At 70.6% G+C, this 18,152-nt stretch carries 18 protein-coding genes; 11 read left to right on the top strand and 7 right to left on the bottom strand.

Annotated elements, in window-relative coordinates:
- Nucleotides 1-64: 64 nt before the first annotated feature.
- On the top strand, nt 65-838 hold the full coding sequence (locus tag ITJ57_RS05800; protein ID WP_194669256.1) for an Fpg/Nei family DNA glycosylase: 774 nt from the start codon (nt 65-67) through the stop codon (nt 836-838).
- Nucleotides 839-845: 7 nt separating this feature from the next.
- Here ITJ57_RS05800 and ITJ57_RS05795 read toward each other — a convergent pair whose 3' ends face one another.
- Both ITJ57_RS05795 and ITJ57_RS05790 read right to left on the bottom strand, forming a co-directional pair.
- Nucleotides 846-1,499, bottom strand: a complete 654-nt coding sequence (locus tag ITJ57_RS05795) for a TMEM175 family protein (RefSeq protein WP_194669255.1) — start codon at nt 1,497-1,499, stop codon at nt 846-848.
- 2 nt (nt 1,500-1,501) lie between these two features.
- Nucleotides 1,502-2,404 carry a hypothetical protein gene (locus ITJ57_RS05790; RefSeq protein WP_194669254.1) on the bottom strand — a complete coding sequence of 301 codons (903 nt, stop codon included), beginning with the start codon at nt 2,402-2,404 and terminating at the stop codon, nt 1,502-1,504.
- 73 nt (nt 2,405-2,477) lie between these two features.
- On the opposite strand from ITJ57_RS05790, the gene ITJ57_RS05785 reads away from it, so the two are divergent.
- A complete protein-coding gene (locus tag ITJ57_RS05785; protein ID WP_370582218.1) occupies nt 2,478-4,082 on the top strand; it encodes an AMP-binding protein in 1,605 nt (534 codons plus the stop codon).
- Between the two features lie 147 nt (nt 4,083-4,229).
- Here the strand turns inward: ITJ57_RS05785 and ITJ57_RS05780 are convergent, their stop codons facing one another.
- The 4 genes from ITJ57_RS05780 to ITJ57_RS05765 all read right to left on the bottom strand — a co-directional run bounded on the left by ITJ57_RS05780 (nt 4,230) and on the right by ITJ57_RS05765 (nt 6,679).
- Complete coding sequence (locus tag ITJ57_RS05780) at nt 4,230-5,219, bottom strand: SDR family oxidoreductase (protein ID WP_194669253.1); 990 nt, start codon at nt 5,217-5,219, stop codon at nt 4,230-4,232.
- A 28-nt stretch (nt 5,220-5,247) separates the two neighbouring features.
- Complete coding sequence (locus ITJ57_RS05775; protein WP_194669252.1) at nt 5,248-5,421, bottom strand: hypothetical protein; 174 nt, start codon at nt 5,419-5,421, stop codon at nt 5,248-5,250.
- A gap of 68 nt (nt 5,422-5,489) precedes the next feature.
- Nucleotides 5,490-6,323 carry an SDR family NAD(P)-dependent oxidoreductase gene (locus ITJ57_RS05770; protein ID WP_194669251.1) on the bottom strand — a complete coding sequence of 278 codons (834 nt, stop codon included), beginning with the start codon at nt 6,321-6,323 and terminating at the stop codon, nt 5,490-5,492.
- Nucleotides 6,320-6,679: a hypothetical protein gene (locus ITJ57_RS05765; protein ID WP_056778890.1), complete on the bottom strand. Its 360-nt coding sequence runs from the start codon at nt 6,677-6,679 to the stop codon at nt 6,320-6,322. The genes ITJ57_RS05770 and ITJ57_RS05765 overlap by 4 nt, the downstream gene beginning before the upstream one ends.
- A gap of 369 nt (nt 6,680-7,048) precedes the next feature.
- Here ITJ57_RS05765 and ITJ57_RS05760 point away from each other — a divergent pair, with 369 nt between their 5' ends.
- The 9 genes from ITJ57_RS05760 to ITJ57_RS05720 all read left to right on the top strand — a co-directional run bounded on the left by ITJ57_RS05760 (nt 7,049) and on the right by ITJ57_RS05720 (nt 16,241).
- Nucleotides 7,049-7,642, top strand: coding sequence for a GtrA family protein (locus tag ITJ57_RS05760; RefSeq protein ID WP_194669250.1), 594 nt, complete (start codon nt 7,049-7,051; stop codon nt 7,640-7,642).
- A complete protein-coding gene (locus ITJ57_RS05755; RefSeq protein WP_194669249.1) occupies nt 7,642-9,162 on the top strand; it encodes a glycosyltransferase family 2 protein in 1,521 nt (506 codons plus the stop codon). The genes ITJ57_RS05760 and ITJ57_RS05755 overlap by 1 nt, the downstream gene beginning before the upstream one ends.
- Nucleotides 9,159-11,189 (top strand): glycosyltransferase family 39 protein, encoded by a 2,031-nt coding sequence (locus ITJ57_RS05750; protein ID WP_194669248.1) that lies wholly within the window; start codon nt 9,159-9,161, stop codon nt 11,187-11,189. Before ITJ57_RS05755 ends, ITJ57_RS05750 begins: the two co-directional genes overlap by 4 nt.
- Before the next feature lie 80 nt (nt 11,190-11,269).
- Nucleotides 11,270-12,118: a DUF4397 domain-containing protein gene (locus ITJ57_RS05745; protein ID WP_056008349.1), complete on the top strand. Its 849-nt coding sequence runs from the start codon at nt 11,270-11,272 to the stop codon at nt 12,116-12,118.
- 2 nt (nt 12,119-12,120) lie between these two features.
- Nucleotides 12,121-13,296, top strand: coding sequence for a glycosyl hydrolase family 8 (locus ITJ57_RS05740; protein WP_194669247.1), 1,176 nt, complete (start codon nt 12,121-12,123; stop codon nt 13,294-13,296).
- On the top strand, nt 13,293-13,964 hold the full coding sequence (locus tag ITJ57_RS05735; protein ID WP_194669246.1) for a class F sortase: 672 nt from the start codon (nt 13,293-13,295) through the stop codon (nt 13,962-13,964). The genes ITJ57_RS05740 and ITJ57_RS05735 overlap by 4 nt, the downstream gene beginning before the upstream one ends.
- 97 nt (nt 13,965-14,061) lie before the next feature.
- On the top strand, nt 14,062-14,829 hold the full coding sequence (locus ITJ57_RS05730) for a polyprenol monophosphomannose synthase (protein ID WP_194669245.1): 768 nt from the start codon (nt 14,062-14,064) through the stop codon (nt 14,827-14,829).
- Between the two features lie 74 nt (nt 14,830-14,903).
- Nucleotides 14,904-15,887, top strand: a complete 984-nt coding sequence (locus ITJ57_RS05725) for an SDR family NAD(P)-dependent oxidoreductase (protein ID WP_194669244.1) — start codon at nt 14,904-14,906, stop codon at nt 15,885-15,887.
- A 114-nt stretch (nt 15,888-16,001) separates the two neighbouring features.
- Nucleotides 16,002-16,241 (top strand): hypothetical protein, encoded by a 240-nt coding sequence (locus ITJ57_RS05720; protein ID WP_194669243.1) that lies wholly within the window; start codon nt 16,002-16,004, stop codon nt 16,239-16,241.
- A 110-nt stretch (nt 16,242-16,351) separates the two neighbouring features.
- Here the strand turns inward: ITJ57_RS05720 and ITJ57_RS05715 are convergent, their stop codons facing one another.
- The gene (locus tag ITJ57_RS05715) at nt 16,352-18,088 is read right to left on the bottom strand and encodes a sodium:proton antiporter (protein WP_194669242.1); all 1,737 of its coding nucleotides are present in this window, start codon (nt 18,086-18,088) and stop codon (nt 16,352-16,354) included.
- Between the last annotated feature and the right edge of the window lie 64 nt (nt 18,089-18,152).

Genomic DNA, 18,152 nt, shown 5'->3' with positions numbered 1-18,152 from the left:
GCCGCCACGGGTTGCGCCGGACACCGTGCCGGTGGCACCGTAGCCGGAACGGACGGAGCGGTTCATGCCAGAGGGTGACACGGTCTTCCAGGCCGCGCATCGGTTGCGACAGGCGCTGGCCGGCGAGGTCGTCTCCGGCTTCGACCTCCGCGTCCCCGCCTTCGCGACCGTCGACCTCCGCGGCGAGGTGGTCCACGACGTCATCCCGCGCGGCAAGCACCTCCTGCACCACATCGGCGACCACACCCTCCACACCCACCTGAAGATGGAGGGGCTGTGGCACGTCTACCAGCCGGGCGAGCACTGGCGGCGCCCGGCGTGGAAGGCGCGCGCGATCGTGTCGACCGAGCACTGGGTGACGGTCGGGTTCGAGCTCGGCCTCGTCGAGGTCTTCCCGTCCCGCGAGGACGAGGAGCGGTTCGGCTGGCTCGGCCCGGATCTCCTCGGGCCGGATTGGGACGAGGCTCGCGCCATCCGGAACCTCGAGGCCGACGGGCGCGAGATCCACGTCGCGCTCCTCGATCAGCGCAATCTGGCAGGGCTCGGCAACGAGTACGTCAACGAGCTGTGCTTCATCCGCGGCGTGCTGCCCACGAGACCGAGCGCCGAGGTCGACCTCCCGGGCGCCGTCCGGCTCGGCTACCGCCTCATCAACGCGAACCGCGACCGCCGCAACCGGGTCACGACGGGCGACACGAGGCCGGGCCGGAAGACGTGGGTGTACGGACGCGACGGCCAGCGCTGTCTGCGCTGCGGGACCCGGATCCAGCGCGGCAAACTCGGTGCAGACCCGACGGCGCTCCGCGACACCTACTGGTGTCCCCACTGCCAGACCTGACCCCTGCTCAGTCGCCGCGGTGCCGCCGACCGCCGACCCAGCCGAGCGGGATCGACAGCAGGAGCAGGAACAGCGCTTGCGTGCCGAGCCCCGGCACCGTCGCGGCGAGGATGAAGGCGAGCAGCATGAGCCCGGTCGGCGCCCAGACGAGCGCCCAGGGCCGGGGCGGCATCGCCGCGGCCTCCTCGCTGAGCAGCCCGTCCCGCTGGATCACCAGCTGTTGGAGTCGCACCGCGATCATCGACACGAGCATCGTCGCGATGTACAGCATGGGGGCGCCTCGGTCGTTCCCCGAGGAGTCGAAGAGGAGCACCGTCGGCAGCGGCAGGAAGACGATGCCGGCCAGCCAGACGAAGTTGAGCGACACGAGCCGCTTCGAGTAGCCGACGGTCCGCTCGAAGATCCGGTGGTGGTCGCGCCAGAAGTTCGCGATGACGACGAAGCTCAGGGCGGCCGCGGCCAGCCCCGTCCAGTTCTCGGCGAGGAACGCGGCCACGGGACCGCCTCCGTACTCCTGCGCCAGGTCGACGAGCGGCAGGATGATGAGCGTGATGGCGATCGCGACGACGGCGTCGCTGAAGTTGACGACGCGATCGAGACCACGTTCCGTCGTCGGGCCGTGGTGAGGGACCCTCGGTGCGCCGTCTCCGTCGTCGGCCATGGTCAGCTCACGTCCGCGTCGTCCGTCGCGGTCCCCTGCACCATCTCGACCCACCGGGCCAGGAAGGCCGCGCCGGCCTCGTCGTGGATGAGCGTCGGGTGGGTCAGGATCGGGTACGGCTTCTCCGGGACGCCGTCGGCGGGCCGCACGTCGACGTGCGCGACCGTGTAACCGTGTTCGAAGAGCCAGTCGGCCATCGCGTAGTCGCTGCGGGAGTCCCCGACCGTCCGCCAGGCGAGCGGAAGCGCACCGCCGTCGGCTTCGAGGAGTTCGAGCGCCCGCCGAGCCCCGAGGTCCTTCCCGAGCCGCACCGACTCGATGTCGGTGGAGATGATGGTCGGGTCGATCCGGTATTGGACGAGGCCGGCGTCGTCGGGGTAGCGGCCGGGCGCGTGGTCGACCCCGAACCCGCGACGGGCGAGTTCGGCTCGGGCGTCGTCGTCGAAGTGCTTCCGCACGACCGCGTAGTCCGCCGCCGGCACCTCCACGTGCTGTTCGACGGAGACCATCGCGCGCTTCGTGTGGTCGAAGAAGACCGTCTCCGCGTACCGTTCGTCGACGAGGCGCTCGATGGCGGCCCCGTACCCGTCGGGCATCGCCACCTCCTCGTCGAGCTGCAGCTCGTCGACGCCGGCCGCGGAGAACCCGAACCAGACGGCGCCCTTCTCGCAGATGCCGTAGAGCCGGACGTCGTCGTCGAGCCCGGCGGCGAGCAGCGGCGGGACGACGACCGCCCGGAGGAACGCGTCGCTGCGGCCGGTGTTGAAGGCGATCGGGATGCCGGCGTTCGCGAGGGTCGCGAGGTCCTGAGCGATGCTCGGGACGTTGATCGTCCGCGTGATGGGACTGGCGATGGGGCCGTCGACGTCGAGCAGGAGACCGAGGATGGGGCGGGGCGCGTTCACGGGTCTCAGCCTAACGAGCACCCGGCGTGAGTAGACTCACTCCACCATCACCGGTGTTCGAAGGAGATCACTCGTGTTCACCAGCCCGCATCCCGACGTCGAGATCCCCGATCTGAGCGTCTACGACACCCTGTTCGGCGGCATCGCCTCGAGCGACCTCGATCGCGTCGCCCTCCGGGACGGCACGACCGGCGCCGAGACGAGTTACCGGCAGCTCATCTCGCAGATCAACGCGCTGGCCGGTGCCCTCGCGGCGGCCGGGATCGGCATCGGGGACGTCGTCGCCCTCCACGCCCCGAACATCCCCGCCTTCGCGACCGTGTTCCACGGGATCCTCCGTGCCGGAGCGACGGCGACGACGGTGAACGGCCTCTACAACGCGGAGGAGATCGAGGCACAGCTCCGTGATGCCGGCGCGACGATGGTGTTCACCGTCTCCGCCCTCCTGCCGCAGGCGTGGGCTGCGGCGAGCGCCTGCGACATCCCCTCCGACCGCGTCGTCGTCCTCGACGGTGCAAAGGGGCACGCCTCGCTCAGCGATCTCCTCATCCGTCGACTCCCCGCACCGGACGTGTCCTTCGACCCGGCGACGCACGTGGCGGTGCTGCCCTACTCGTCCGGCACGACCGGCCGACCGAAGGGGGTGATGCTGTCGCACCGGAACCTCGTGGCGAACGTGCGGCAGTCGATCCCGCAGCTCGGGATGCAGCCAGATGACCGGATCCTCGCGGTCCTCCCGTTCTTCCACATCTACGGCATGACGGTGCTGCTGAACCTCGCCCTCGCGTGCCGGGCCTCCCTCGTCACCATGCCACGGTTCGACCTCGCGGAGTTCCTCCGGATCATCCAGGACTTCCGGTGCAGCTACGTGTTCATCGCCCCGCCGATCGCGGTCGCGCTCGCGAAGCATCCACTCGTCGACGAGTTCGACCTGTCGAGCGTCCACACGATCTTCTCCGGTGCAGCACCGTTGGACGCGACGCTCGGACGGGCGGTCGAGGAGCGCCTCGACTGCCGGCTGCGGCAGGGGTACGGCATGACCGAGCTCAGCCCGGTGAGTCATGCGATCGCCTTCCAGGCGGAGGGCGTCTCCCTCGACAGCGTCGGGACGAGCCTGCCCAACATGCGGTGCCGGATCGTCGACCCGGAGACCGGGGTGGAGGTCGAGTACCCCGCGGCCGGGTCGGACGAGGAGAGCGCACCCGGCGAGCTGCTGTGCGCCGGGCCGAACGTCATGCTCGGGTACCTCGGCAACGAGGAGGCCACGCGCGCGACGCTCGAGGATGACGGCTTCCTCCACACCGGCGACATCGCGACCGTCCGTGGCGACGGCACCGTTCGCATCATCGAGCGGTTGAAGGAGCTCATCAAGTACCACGGCTACCAGGTGGCGCCCGCGGAGCTCGAAGCGTTGCTGCTCGGACATCCGGCGATCGCCGACGCCGCCGTCATCGGGGTCTCCGACGAGGACGGCCAGGAGGTGCCGAAGGCCTTCATCGTCCCGCAGGCCGGGCAGGACGTGACCGGGGAGGCACTCATGGCGTGGGTCGCGGAGCGCGTCGCCCCGCACAAGAAGATCCGCCGGGTGGAGGTCGTCGACGTCATCCCGAAGTCGGCCTCCGGCAAGATCCTCCGGAAGGACCTCCGCGCTGCGGAAGCACTTCGACAGGCTCAGTGACCGCGCTTCGACCACCTCGGTCCCTGAGCGACCACCCCGGTCCCTGAGCTTGTCGAAGGGCGCACTTCGACAAGCTCAGTGACCGGTGACGGCTCGGTGACCGGTGGCGACTCAGTGACCGGTGGCGACTCAGTGACCGGTGGCGACTCAGTGACCGGTGGCGGCGACCATCCGGTCGAAGGCGGCGTCGAGCTCCGGGTCGGCCGGCTGCCACTGCGGGTTCGCGTCGTGGAACGCGACCATCTCGGCCGCGCCGTCCCAGAACGGGATCGACGGGCGGAACTCGGGCACGAGGCTCCGGATCCGGGTGTTGTCGAAGATCATCGGGAACGCCTTGTCGCCGAGGAGCGTCGGGCCGAGCGCCGGGTGGATCTCGTCGATGAGGTCGGACGGGACGTGCACGATCTGTGCCTCCACCCCGGCCGCGTCGGCGATCCATCGGGTGATGTCGTTCCAGCTCGGCGCGTGGTCACCGGTGATGTGGAAGGCCTCACCGAGCACGTCGCGGCGGCCGAGGAGCCCGACGAACCCGACGGCGAAGTCGTCCGTGTGCGTGATGGTCCAGAGGGTCGTCCCGTCGCCGTGCACGACGACGGGCTTGCCGGCGCGCATGCGGTCGAGGTCCGTGCGGCGGCCCATGGTGGGGATGAGCGTGCGGTCGTAGGTGTGGGACGGCCGGACGACCGTGGCCGGGAACCCCTGCTCGCGGTAGGCGTGGACGAGGACGTCCTCGCAGGAGATCTTGTCGCGCGCGTACTGGGAAAACGGGTTGCGGAGCGGGGTCGACTCGACCACGGGGAGGCGCTGTGGCGGCTTCTGGTACGCCGAGGCGGAGCTGATGAACACGTACTGACCGATGCGTCCGGCGAACCGGTCGATGTCGGCCTGCACGTGCTCCGGCGTGAAGGCCGTGAACTGCGCGACGACGTCGAACTCGCGGGAGCCGAGGACCTCGGTGACGGCGTCCGTGTCGCGGATGTCCGCACGGAGGAGTTCGACCTCCTCGGGGAGCGGGCGGACGTGGGACAGCCCGCGGTTCAGGACCGTCACGTGGTGGCCGAGCGACACGGCTCTGGCGACGGACGCCGAGGAGATGATGCCGCTGCCGCCGATGAACAGGATGCGCTTCGTCGTCATGGCGTCCATCCTCGCGCACGAGGGCCGGTCAGCGCTCGCGCTTGACGAACGCCATGGTGGCCACGACGAGGGCGAGCATGACGCCGGATACGAGCCCCCACACGACCGGCGCTTCAGGCCCGAGGATCAGGAGCATGAGCACCGCGGCGATCGCGAGGACCCCGGCGACGGCGAGGGCCACCGTCCATTCGTTCCATCGCATCCCCTCAGCCTAGGCTGCCGGTCGGCGGGACGCCGAGCCGCGGGGCAGCCGGCTGCCGAGGAGTCAGGTCAGTGGTGCTCGGCGAGCAGCTCCTCGGTCCGCTCCCACAGGCGTCGCGCGAGGTCGACATCGGCAGCGAGCTTGTTGGCCCGCGCAGGCTTCCGCTTCACGAAGTAGCCGCCCGACGCCCAGTCGATGCCCGGCTGGCTCTCGGCCAACCAGAACAGGGTGTCGGCGCCCTCCTCGGGGGTGTTCAGGAGGTGGCGGCCGAGCGGCGTCGCGTACAGGAGTCGCATCGCGCCGTCCGGTGAGCTGGAGAAGTTCGTGGAGATGACGCCGGGGTGGAACGCGGCCGCGGACAGCCCTCGCGAGCCGTAGCGGCGGTCGAGCTCCTTGGTGAAGAGGATCTGCGCGAGCTTCGCGTTGCCGTACGCGCGCGTCGGTGAGTAGGACCGCTCGGCGTCGAGGTCGTCGAGGTCCAGCTTCCCGAAGAGGCGGTTGGCGACGCTCGAGGTGTTGATGACGGTCGCGTCCGACTCGATGAGGCGGTCGAGCAACAGGTGGGTCAGGAGGGCCGGAGCCAGGTAGTTGATCTGGAACGTCTGCTCGTGGCCGTCCGTCGTGACCCGACGGTCGGCGCCGAAGATGCCGCCGGCGTTGTTGGCGAGGACGTCGATGCGCGGGTAGCGCTCGAGGAGCTGCTCGGCGAGGAGGCGGACCTGCGCCAGCTCCGCGAAGTCGCAGATGAACGACGCCGCCCCGACCCGTTCGGCGACGGCGGCGGTCTTCTCAGGCGACCGGCCGACCACGACGACCTGTTCCCCGGCTTCCGTCAGGGCCTTCGCTGCTGCAGCGCCGATCCCGTCACTCGCCCCGGTGAGGACGATCACCCGGTCGCTCACGCGGAGGACTTCCGGGGCCGAGGCTCGTTCACGGGCGCCGGTCTCGTCGGCATCGCCTCGGGGACCTCGCGACCGATGGCCAGGTCACCCGTCTTGTTGGCCTCCTGCATCATCGACTCGAGCCAGCTGCGGTTGAGTTCCGGACGCTGCTCCTGGTCGAACTCGAACTGCAGGGAGATCGACGGGTGCACCCAGATCGTCACGCGTCCACCACCGGTCTCGAGCGAACGGGGCCAGGAGATCGTGAACGACTCGTTGCGACGCAGTTTCATCACGGCGATCGACTTGACGTGCGCGAGCATCCGGTCGTCGAGTTCGAGCTCCCGCGACGAGCTCCCGTAGATCAGCTTTCCCACCAGATGTCTCCCTCTGTGCCGGTCGTCCTCGCGCACCCGCGGATCCGGGCCACACGACGCCCGAGCACGACGGGCGTTGTCCCCATCGTAGGCGACCGGGTGATCGCCGTCGTGCCGGTTGACGGGCTGGCGACAGCCCAGTTCAGGGGACCAGGGTGTTGCCCCCCGAGGCCTCGCGAGTACGTCGACTTCCCTGGAAAATCAAGGAATTTCGGTCCTGTTTCGTGGACCTGGCAAAGCTCTGGGCGTCGGCGTCCACGACCAAACCACGGTTCGCGACGAGCCCGAACGGCGTGCATGACCGTGAAGCCCGAATCTTCCGTCGTGCACCCGAGCAAGTCGTCCCTCCCCGAACGATCCGTCGCTCCCATGGCGCGTCCCCGCCGTGCACGCCAGCCGTTGCGTCTCCCCAAGCTCGTCTCCCAGCTGGCCACCTTCGGCCTCGTCGGCGGCACCGCGTTCGTCGTGGACGTCGGCGTGTACAACCTCCTCCGGTTCACCGTGCTCGACGACAAGCCGATCGGCGCGAAGGTGATCTCCGTCGCCGTCGCCACGATCGTCGCGTGGCTCGGCAACCGGGCGTTGACGTTCCGGACCGAGCACCGCCGCGGGGTGTGGAAGGAGGGTGCGTTGTTCGCCCTCATGAACGTCCTCGGCCTCGGGATCGCTGCGGGATGCCTGTTCGTCTCGCACTACGTCCTCGGCTACACGACCGCCCTCGCCGACAACATCGCCGGGAACGGTGTCGGGCTCGTCCTCGGGATGGTGTTCCGGTTCCTCGCCTACCGGTACGTCGTCTTCCGGCCCGCCCAGTCGGCGAGCAGCCGCAGGCACCACGCCGCGACACCGACGACGCCCGAGCACCCGACGGCCGCGGAGACACCCGCCCCGGCCGCCCGAGCCACGCCCGCTCGCCGATCCGCACCGACCCATGCCCTGCCGACCTCTGGAGGCCTGTCCTGATGGCACCCGTCCTCGCACCGCTCATCGGAGCGCTCACCCATGCGTCCGTCCGCCCGTTCGCCAGCGCGGACGAACCCGCTCCCCTGCTCACCCCGCAGCCCACGGCACCAGCGGAACCACTGCCGAACCGCGGCACCCTCGTGGACCCGACGGCGGTCGCCGATCCCGGTTCCTGGAGCGTCGGCGAATGGCTCGGCTATGGAACCCTGCTGCTGTTCGCCGCAGCGCTGACGATCATCGCGGTCACGACGCTCTACTGGATGCTCCACGCCTGGCGCTCGACCGGCCACCTGAAGAACACGGGCTTCGCAGCGGTCCCGCTGCCCGCGAAGCACTCCTTCACCCTGCTCGTCCCCGGCCGGCACGAGGAGGAGGTCATGGGCCAGACGCTCGACCGCCTCGCCGAACAGGACCACCCCGATTTCGAGATCATCGCGATCGTCGGCCATGACGACCCGGGGACCGAGCGCGTCGTCCGCGAGGCCGCCGCTCGGCACCCCGAGCTGATCAAGGTCGTCGTCGACGACAGCGTGCCGAAGAACAAGCCGAAGGCCCTCAACCGCGCCCTGCAGATCGCCCGCGGCGACGTCGTGGGCGTGTTCGACGCCGAGGACGAGGTGCATCCGCGCCTGCTCACCCTCGTCGACTCCCGCTTCACCGAGAGCGGTGCCGACGTCGTGCAGGGCGGCGTGCAGCTCATGAACTTCCAGTCCAGCTGGTGGTCGCTGCGGAACGTGCTCGAGTACTACTTCTGGTTCCGGTCCCGGCTGCACTTCCACGCGAACTCGCGCTTCATCCCGCTCGGCGGCAACACCGTGTTCGTGAAGAAGACCTGGCTCGACTGGTCGGAGGGCTGGGACGACGGCTGCCTCGCCGAGGACTGCGAGCTCGGCGTCCGGCTCTCGAGCGCCGGCGCGACGGTCGTCGTCGCCTACAGCCCGGAGGTCGTCACCCGTGAGGAGACGCCCGGCACCCTGAAGTCCCTGTACAAGCAGCGCACGCGCTGGAACCAGGGCTTCCTGCAGGTGCTGAAGAAGGGCGAGTGGCGGAAGCTGCCGACCTTCCGTCAGCGGATGTTCGCCCGGTACCTGCTGTCGATGCCGTTCCTCCAGGCGGCGACCGGACTCCTCATCCCCGTCTCAGTCCTCCTCGTGCTGTTCGCGAAGGTGCCCGCCCCGATCGCGCTGCTGACGTTCATCCCGCTCGCGCCGACGATCGTCACCCTCGCGGTGGAGGCCTCCGGGCTCGGCGAGTTCGGTCGCCTCTACGGTCAGAAGGTCCGCCTCCGCGACTACGCCCGGCTGATCCTCGGCACGTTCCCGTACCAGATCTTCCTCGGCGCAGCAGCCGTCCGCTCCGTCTTCCGCGAGTGGAAGGGCGACCACTCCTGGGAGAAGACCGAGCACACCGGCGCCCACCGCAGCGACGAGGTCACAGAGGCGACCGAAGCCGCACCTGTCGCCGTCGACCTGCCCGACCGCGCACCCGAGCTCGCCCTCCAGAACGGAGCAACCCGATGACCGGCATCCTCGAACGCCCGGCCGCCCCGGGCCGACCGCAACTTCACCTGGAGAGCGACCGCCTCGGTTGGCTCGCCTCCGGGCCTCCGCCCCAGCGAGGCCCAGGCATCGTGCGCCGCTGGCTCTCGCGCCACGGTCGCACCCTGGCCTTCCTCCTCCCCGTGCTCGCCATCGCCGCCGTCGTGCAGGCGATGAACCTGGGCGGATCCCCGCAGCGCATCGACGACGAGGGCACCTACACCGCCCAGGCGTGGAGCGTGCTGAAGCTCGGTGAGCTCGCGCACTACACCTACTGGTACGACCACCCGCCGCTCGGCTGGCTGCAGATCGCGGCATACACCGGGCTGACCGGCGCGTTCGACCGCTACGACATCGCCGTGATCGCGGCGCGTGAAGCCATGCTGGTCGCGACGCTCATCGCCGTCGTCCTCGTGTGGGTCCTCGCCCGCCGCCTGCACCTCAGCCGGGCGATGGCCGCCGTCGCCGCGCTGGTGTTCGCGATCTCACCGCTCGCCGTGCAGTTCCACCGCACCGTCTACCTCGACAACGTCGCGGTGCCGTGGCTCCTCGGCGCCTTCGTCCTCGCCACCAGCCGCAAGCACCAGCTCGTCGGCTTCGCCGGGTCCGCTGCCGCGTTCGGTATCGCCGTGCTGAGCAAGGAGACCTTCCTGCTCGCCCTGCCCTTCCTCGCCTGGACCATGTGGCGCGCGGCCCGCACGGCGACCCGGCGGTACACGCTGCCGGTCGCCGCGACCATCGTCGTCGTCATCGGCTTCACCTACGTGCTCTTCGCCGCCATCAAGGGCGAACTCTTCCCGGGCCCCGACCGGGTGAGCCTCCTCGGCGGCGTCTTCTTCCAGCTGGGATCGCGCGTCGCGAGCGGCTCGCTGTTCGACCCCGAAAGCCTGTCGGCCAAGACGCTCGGCATGTGGTGGCAGTTGGATGCGGCACTCCTCATCGCTGGAGCGGCCGCTGCGATCGCCGGACTGGTCATCTCGCGGCTGCGCGTCATCGCCGCGATGACCGTCTTCCTCGGCCTCTTCATGCTGCGTCCGGGCGGATACCTGCCCGTGCCGTACGTCATCATGCTGCTGCCGTTCATGACGATCCTCATCATGGGGGTGACCGGGGTGGCCGTCCGTCGACTCCGTCGGCGCTCCGCGGTCGAGGCCGGTGCATCGCGCCATCGCCGCATCGGAGGACGCGCTGCGGGCGCGGTCTGGATCGCCGGCGTGCTCGCGGCAGCCGTCGTCGCCGTCCCGAACACCGCGACCCAGCTCCGCGGATTCCTCCTCGCTGACCTCGACAAGCCCGTCCGGCAGGCCCAGCAGTGGGTGCAGACGAACGTGCCCCAGGAGTCCCGGGTGATCGTCGACGACGCGATGTGGGTCGACCTCGTCGAGAGCGGCTTCGACCGCGACAACGTCATCTGGTACTACAAGATGGACACCGACTCGGCCGTACAGGCCAAGTCGCCGAACGGCTGGCGCGACGCCGACTACATCGTCACCACCGACTCGATGCGGACGTTCCCGACGACGTTCCCCGAGGTGAAGGGTGCGATCGACAACTCCGAACTCGTCGCGACCTTCGGCTCCGGAACGCAGGCCGTCGAGGTCCGTCGCATCGACGCCGACGGCCTCGACGCCGCAGCGGAGCGGGCGGCCGGACGCACGGCGGCTCGGGCGGCGCTCGGTGCGCAGCTCCTGCAGAACCCCGCGCTGAGTGTCTCGGCCGAGGCGGCGCAGACGCTCAGCGACGGTCAGCTCGACTCCCGCGCCCTGCTCGCCCTCGGACAGGTGCTCGCCACGACGCCGGTCCGGCTCGAGAGCACCCCGGTGCTGGACGGCGAGACCGGAGACGTTCGCCGGACCATGGTGCTCCGCACCGGTGACGAGGCGGGCGACAGCCGCCTGGCCGATTCGATCCGGTCGATCCAGGGCGAGTACGCGGCCGACCAGGTCGAGCAGACGGCCGCGGGCGTCCGCGTCACCTACTCCGTCGTCGAACCCGACGTCGTCCGCTGACCACCCACCCGAGCCCCGGCTCCCGCCGGACATCCGAACCGACCGAACCCCCGAACCACCCGAACAACAGGAGTTCCACCATGCGAACCACCACCACGAGGCGAATCGCCCTCAGCGGCCTTGCCGCCGTCGCGACGGCAGCACTCATCGGCTTCGGCACCACCGCGGCGAACGCCGCCACCACCGACGCGTCCGGCGGCGGCTGGATCCGCGTCGGCCACCTCTCCGCCGACACGAAGTCCGTCGACGTGAAGCTGTCGGCGCTCTCCGGGGGTGCCGCCGTCTTCGAACTCGACGACGTCGCCTACGGACAGGTCTCGCCGTACACCGATCTCGCCGCAGGCACCTACGTGGTGTCGATGGTGCCCGCCGGGTCACCGGACAGCACGAAGCCGGTCATCAGCACCAACGTGACCATCACGGCCGGTGAGGCGGCGACCGTCGCCGCCTACGGTCCCAACAAGGACCTCCAGACGAAGGTGTTCGAGGACGACCTCACCGGTCCGACCGAGGGTGCGGCGCGCATCCGGCTCATCCAGGCGTCGACCGACGTCAAGAGCGTCGACGTCAGCACCTCGACCGGCATGCCCATCGCGAAGGGCGCCACCACCGGCACGGCGACCGACTACGCCAGCGTCCCCGCCGGCCCGTGGGATCTCAAACTGACCGGCGGCAAGCAGGCGGCCGAAGCCTCCGTGAACCTCGCACCCGGCACCGTGAGCACGCTCTTCGTGCTCGACAACGCAGCCGGCGGCGTCACCCTCATGCCCGTCCTCGACAGCTCCGCCGCCGGGAACGCGCCCGAAGGGCCGGTCGAGACCGGTGGCGGCGGGCTCGCGAAGGACTCGTCGGCGCTGCAGAGCGTGTTCGACGACCTCGACGCGAAGCTCGTGCGGCTCGTGCAGGAGATCGGGACGGCGGCGAGCTGAGTATGAGCGCCAAGAAGACGATCGGCGTCGCGGTGACGGCGGTCGCCGCGGTCGCCGCCGCCGCCGTGATCGCCTCGCTGGCCACCGGGTTCCCGGCGAACCTCCCAGGGCCACCGGCGGCGTCGCCCGGCGCCGTCGAGGCGGGCAGCGGTCCGCAGCCGACCGCGGAGGACCGCTCGGCCACCCAGGCCGCCGAGGCGTTCCTCGCGGACTGGGTGGACGACGGCCGGGTCGTGCGCCGCGACCAGGGCGACGACACCGTGAGCGAGGGTCAGGCCTACGGGCTGCTCATCGCTGCGGGCGTCGGCGACGAGCAGGCGTTCACCGGGATCTGGGACTGGACCGAGGCGAACCTGCAGCGACCGGACGGACTGCTCGCCTGGCGGTGGAGTGACGGCGAGGTCGTCGACGCGGAACCCGCCAGCGACGGGGACCTCGATGCCGCCCGTGCCCTCGTCATCGCCGGGAAGCGCTTCGACGAGCCACGGTTCACCGACGCGGGCGTCAAGCTCGCCGGGGTGATCGCGGACCGCATGACCGTCGAGACCGCCGCGGGTCGCATCCTGCTGCCCGGCACCTGGGCCGCGGCGACCGAACCCTACGCGTACAACCCGTCGTACGCCTCCCCCGTCGCCTTCTCGGTGCTGGGCGCGGCGACGGGCGATCCCCGATGGGCCGAACTGCAGGCCGGTTCCGCCGCGGTCACGTCCGCCCTGCTCGACGAGAGCCCGCTCCCACCGGACTGGGCACAGGTGCACGCCGACGGCACGGTCGACGCGATGCCCGGTGCCGCCGGGACGGGTCAGAGCGTCCGCTACGGCTACGACGCGGCCAGACTCCCCATCCGCTACGCCGAGTCCTGCATCCCTGCCGACCAGGCGACGGCCGCTCGACTCGTCTCGACCCTGGCACGCTCGAAGGAGCTGCGCGCGGAGACCGACCTCGGTGGTTCGCCGCTGACCTCCGACCAGCACCCGCTCGCCCTCGAGGCCCGGGCAGCCGCGCGCGCCGCGGTGGGCAACCTGCCGGAGGCGGCGGACGACCTGCGGGCGGCAGACGTGCTCGCGCAGGAGGTGCCGAGCTACTTCGGTGCCGCCTGGGCCGCCCTCGCCCCCATGATGCTCACGACCGACGACCTCGACGGCTGCCCGCCACTCACGAACGGAGCCACCTCATGACCAGGGCACCACGCGCGAGGATCAGTGCGCTCGCCGTCGCCGGAGCGCTCATCACGGCACTCGCCCTCTCGGCGTGCGGCACCACGCACTCCGGGCAGACGCCGTCGTCACCGAACGCCGCCGACGGGCCGCTCACCTCCTCGGAGGCGACCGACCGCGGGGCCGCCGGGGCCAAACAGGACCCGGCGACCCAGGCGCCGACCGCCGACGTCAGCGCCCTGAGCGTCAGCCGCGTGCAGATCCCGTCGATCGGCGTCGACGCGGCGGTCGAACCGCTCGAACGCGATGCGTCCGGTGTGCTCCTGCCACCCGTCGAGTGGGAGGACGCCGGGTGGTACCGCGCCGGCGTCCTGCCCGGCCAGGTGGGGCCGGCGGTGATCGCCGGGCATCTCGACACGACCCTCCGCGAGGCGGTCTTCGTCCACCTCAAACAGCTCGTCGCGGGCGACCAGGTGACGGTGACGATGTCCGACGGCTCGACCGTCACCTACGCGGTGGACCGAGCGATCGACGTCGAGAAGAAGACCTTCCCGACCGAGGAGGTCTACGGACCGACGCCTGATGCGCAACTGCGGCTCATCACCTGCAACGGCCCCTTCGACGACGCGGCGGACACCTACGCCAACAACTACGTCGTCTTCGCCTCGCTCGTGGGCAAGACCCCGTAAGCCCTCCTCCGGTCCCCGATCCCCTCCCTCCGGTCCCTGAGCCTGTCGAGGGGCCGCTCCGCTCCGAACCACTCCAACCGACCCGAAAGGAACCGACGTGAACCGCTCCCTCGTCGTCATCCCCACCTACAACGAACTCGACAACCTGCAGCCGATCGTCAACCGGACGCTGGCCGTTCCGGGGGTCGACATCCTCGTCGTCGACGACTCGTCGCCGGACGGCACCGGCTTCCTCGCCGAGCAGCTCGCCGCGCAGCACCAGCAGGTGCACGTGTTCCACCGAGCCGTGAAGGACGGGTTGGGCGGCGCGTACCTCGCCGGGTTCGCCTGGGCGCTCGCCCGCGGGTACGAGGTCATCGTCGAGATGGACGCGGACGGCTCCCACCACCCCGAGGACCTCCCGAGACTGATCGCGCTGCTCGACGAGCACGACCTCGCCCTCGGCTCGCGCTGGGTCCCCGGTGGCGTCGTCGAGAACTGGCCCGCCCACCGGCTCGCGCTGAGCCGCGGCGGCAACCTCTACACGCGTCTGGCCCTCGGCATCGGTGTCGCCGACGCGACGGGCGGGTTCCGCGCGTTCCGGAGCGAGGCGCTGCGCCGGATCGACCTCGCCGACGTGGCGTCCCAGGGATACTGCTTCCAGGTCGAGCTCCTCTGGCGGGCGTTGCAGCGCGGCCTGCGGGTCGTGGAGACACCCATCGTCTTCACCGAGCGCGTGTCCGGTGAGTCGAAGATGAGCGGCGGCATCGTGTCGGAATCGCTGAAGAAGGTCACGATGTGGGGCGCGCGTCGCCGCCTGCAGGAGCTCCGCGCGCTGCTGCACGGTCACCCGCTCCCCTCCGTGCGCGTGCTGTCCACCCGCTGAGCGGTGCCGATACCTGCACATGTTCCCAGGTCCACCCGGTTCCCCCGTCGTCGCCTGCGTCGTACCGTGAGGGCATGACCACTCCCACGCGCACCCCGCAGCATCCCATCGACTCCGGCTTCGGCCACTCGAGCACCGCTACGGAGGTGCTCGAGGGCATCGACCTCTCGGGCAAGCTCGCCATCGTCACCGGTGGCTACTCCGGCATCGGTCGCGAGGCCGTCCGCGCCCTGGTGGACGCCGGCGCCCAGGTGATCGTCCCGGCCCGACGCCCGGACACCGCCCGCGAGGAACTCGCCGGCATCGACGGTGTGGAGGTCGACGAACTCGACCTCGCCGACCTCGCCAGTGTCGAGGCCTTCGCGGAGCGCTTCCTGGCGAGTGGTCGTAGCATCGACCTGGTCATCACCAACGCCGGCGTCATGGCCGCTCCCGAGACGCGCGTCGGCCCCGGCTGGGAGCTCCAGTTCGCGACGAACCACCTCGGGCACTTCGCGCTCGTCAACCGCCTCTGGCCCGCCATCGTGAAGGGCGGCTCCTCGCGGGTCGTCGCGCTGTCCTCGAGTGGCCACAAGCGCTCGGGCATCCGCTGGGACGACGTCCAGTTCGAGCACGGTTACGACAAGTGGGAGGCGTACGGGCAGGCGAAGACCGCCAACGCGCTCTTCGCGCTCCAGCTCGACGCGCTCGGCGCCGAGGAGGGCGTCCGCGCGTTCTCGGTCCACCCGGGTGGCATCCTCACGCCGCTGCAGCGTCACCTGCCGCGCGAGGAGATGATGGCGCTCGGCTGGGTCGACGCCGACGGCAAGCTCCTCGTCTCCGGATTCAAGTCACCCGAGCAGGGTGCCGCGACCGAGGTTTGGGCGGCGACCTCACCGTCCCTCGAGGGCCTCGGCGGCGTGTTCTGCGAGGACTGCGACATCGCCGGCCCGGCCGACGCCGCCGTGTCCCCGGCCTCGGGCGTCGCCGACCACGCGACCGACCCGGACGAGGCCGCCCGACTCTGGGCGCTCTCCGCTGACCTCACCAGCGTGGACGCTTTCGCCACCCGCGCCTGAGCGGGCGGCACCACCCCTTGCACCCACCCGCCCACGGACCTACCGTGAGAGCGGATCAGCGCGACGATGCGCGAGACAGAGTCCGTCCCAGGCGGATCTCGGAAGGAGCACCCCATGAGTGACCAGAACGCCGACATCAACAACCCGGGTCCGCACGACGAGGCCGTCGACGACGCGGCAGCCGAGCGCGTGGCATCGACGACGAACCCCGGCCCGGACGTCCGTGCCGACGACCCTGCGGCGAGCGGCGAGGCCGACATCACGAACCCCGGTTCGGAGGCCGAGCGCGACGCCGCCGCCGAGCGCGAGGCGGAGCGCGTCGCGGACGTCACCAACCCCGGCCCGCACAGCTGAACCACTCGGTTCACAACTCAGGACGCAACCGGCGTGTCCGCCCCGACGTCTGGTTCGGTGTGCCGACCCGCCGGGCGGCGCCTGAGTTGTGGACCGGCACCGACCGCCGGCTAGTGGTCGGCCCGCGGCGGGCGCAGCCGGGTCTCCTCGATGTCGAGCATGGTCTGCGCCTCCGCGAGGATCCGCGACGGGTACGCACCGCGCGCCCGGGCGTCGAGCAGCCGCTCGCGTTCGGCCTGCACGACGGCGAGCCGCAGCTGCCGGTAGAGCCGGTGCGGGGTCTCGGCGTGCGTCTCGCTCGGTGAGACCGACTCCCGCGAGCGCTCCCAGGCGGCCTCGGCCCGGAGGAAGGTGGACTGTCGGACCCGTTCGAGCAGGTCGGGGTCGATCTCCTCCTCGATGCCGACGGACGTGGCCGGATCCTCCAGCACGGTGATCCCCGCGTAGCTGATCTCGTCGAGCAGGGTCGCGAGCTGGCGGCGGTCCTCCGACTCGTCGATCCCCTGCACGCGCAGCAGTCGGATGAGCCAGGGCAGCGTGCCGCCTTGGACGACGAGCGTGACCACGGCGACCGTGAACGCGATGAGGACGAGCTGTTCGCGGTACGGCGTGTTCTCCGGGAGCGACTGCGCGGCGGCGAGGGTCACCACACCCCGCATCCCCGACCAGCTGAGGATGACCCCGCCGCGCCAGTCGATCTGTTCCTGTCGCAGCTGCTCGAGGTCGGCGCGCTGCCGCTCGTAGGCCCGTTCGCGGCGGCGTCGGCGATGCCATCGACGGTTCTGTCTCGGGAACCGTTCCGAGTAGCCCATCGACAGCCACCGTTGCAGCGTCTGGCGTTCCGCCCAGCGTTCCCGGGCGCGGAGTCCGAGGACGAGCGGGCCGACCCAGAGGAACCGCAGTGCGATGAGCGCGGCCGTCGCGACCAGGCCGATCCCGATGGAGTCCTCGACCGACAGGATCTCGGCGTCGACGGCACCGATGAGCGTGCGGATCTCGAGTCCGATGAGCAGGAAGACCGCGTTCTCGAGGAGGAACTGGATGGTCCGCCAGTTGATGCGGTCGCTGATCCGCGCCTGCGCCGAGAACGCGGCTGAACTCGCATGCCCCGTGTAGAGGCCGGCGACGACCACCGCGAGCACGCCCGAGCCGCCGAGCGCCTCCGTCGGCATGAACGCCACGAACGGGACGGCGATGGAGATCGCCGTGTCGAGGACCGAGTCGTTGAGCTTCGACCGCAGCCAGACCGTCGCATACCCGGCGATGAACCCGATGATGATCGCGAGCACGACCGCGTAGAGGAAGTCGCCGACGGTCGCCCACGGCGTGAGCAGGCCGCCCGCAGCCGCCGCACTGGCCGAACGCAGCAGCACGAGCGCGGTCGCGTCGTTCACGAGGCCCTCCCCCTCGAGGACCGTCAGGAGTCGCGGTGGGAGCCCGAGTCGGCGCCCGATGGAGGTCGCGGCGACGGCGTCGGGCGGGCTGATGATCGCACCGAGGGCGATGGCGGCAGCGAGGTTGAGGTCGGGCAGCAGGCTGAAGAGGAGGAACCCGGCACCGAACGCCGTGACGATGACGAGGACCACGGACAGGCTCGTGATCGTCGCGAGGTTGCGGCGGAAGTCCATGATGGGCACGCTGATCGCCGCTGCGTAGAGGATGGGCGGGAGCACGACGTCGAGCACGAGTTCCGGCTCGACCTCGATCTCCGGGACACCGGGGAGGTAGGAGAGGCCGACGCCGACGATCACGAGGATGATGGGCGCGGCGACCCCGAGCTTGCGGGAGAAGGCCGCGACGGCCACGATCACGGCGATGCCGACGACTGCATACACCCCGAGTTCCATACGCTTCAGGCTATCGCCCGAGTCGCCCGACGCACTCCCCGCAACCGTTGGTCAGCGGCCGACA

The sequence above is a fragment of the Plantibacter sp. VKM Ac-2880 genome (genome assembly GCF_015351235.1).
Classification (GTDB): domain Bacteria; phylum Actinomycetota; class Actinomycetes; order Actinomycetales; family Microbacteriaceae; genus Plantibacter.
The sequence above is the reverse complement of the archived record's forward strand: the minus strand, read 5'-3'. Positions and strand labels throughout refer to the sequence as shown.

What these genes read in the sequence shown, in the direction of transcription:
- ITJ57_RS05745 (WP_056008349.1), top strand. Translation starts at nt 11,270, where the DNA reads ATGCGAACCACCACCACGAGGCGAATCGCCCTCAGCGGCCTTGCCGCC.
- ITJ57_RS05750 (WP_194669248.1), top strand. Translation starts at nt 9,159, where the DNA reads ATGACCGGCATCCTCGAACGCCCGGCCGCCCCGGGCCGACCGCAACTT.
- ITJ57_RS05725 (WP_194669244.1), top strand. Translation starts at nt 14,904, where the DNA reads ATGACCACTCCCACGCGCACCCCGCAGCATCCCATCGACTCCGGCTTC.
- ITJ57_RS05740 (WP_194669247.1), top strand. Translation starts at nt 12,121, where the DNA reads ATGAGCGCCAAGAAGACGATCGGCGTCGCGGTGACGGCGGTCGCCGCG.
- ITJ57_RS05755 (WP_194669249.1), top strand. Translation starts at nt 7,642, where the DNA reads ATGGCACCCGTCCTCGCACCGCTCATCGGAGCGCTCACCCATGCGTCC.
- ITJ57_RS05775 (WP_194669252.1), bottom strand. Translation starts at nt 5,421, where the DNA reads ATGCGATGGAACGAATGGACGGTGGCCCTCGCCGTCGCCGGGGTCCTC.
- ITJ57_RS05795 (WP_194669255.1), bottom strand. Translation starts at nt 1,499, where the DNA reads ATGGCCGACGACGGAGACGGCGCACCGAGGGTCCCTCACCACGGCCCG.
- ITJ57_RS05800 (WP_194669256.1), top strand. Translation starts at nt 65, where the DNA reads ATGCCAGAGGGTGACACGGTCTTCCAGGCCGCGCATCGGTTGCGACAG.
- ITJ57_RS05780 (WP_194669253.1), bottom strand. Translation starts at nt 5,219, where the DNA reads ATGACGACGAAGCGCATCCTGTTCATCGGCGGCAGCGGCATCATCTCC.
- ITJ57_RS05715 (WP_194669242.1), bottom strand. Translation starts at nt 18,088, where the DNA reads ATGGAACTCGGGGTGTATGCAGTCGTCGGCATCGCCGTGATCGTGGCC.
- ITJ57_RS05760 (WP_194669250.1), top strand. Translation starts at nt 7,049, where the DNA reads ATGGCGCGTCCCCGCCGTGCACGCCAGCCGTTGCGTCTCCCCAAGCTC.
- ITJ57_RS05720 (WP_194669243.1), top strand. Translation starts at nt 16,002, where the DNA reads ATGAGTGACCAGAACGCCGACATCAACAACCCGGGTCCGCACGACGAG.
- ITJ57_RS05735 (WP_194669246.1), top strand. Translation starts at nt 13,293, where the DNA reads ATGACCAGGGCACCACGCGCGAGGATCAGTGCGCTCGCCGTCGCCGGA.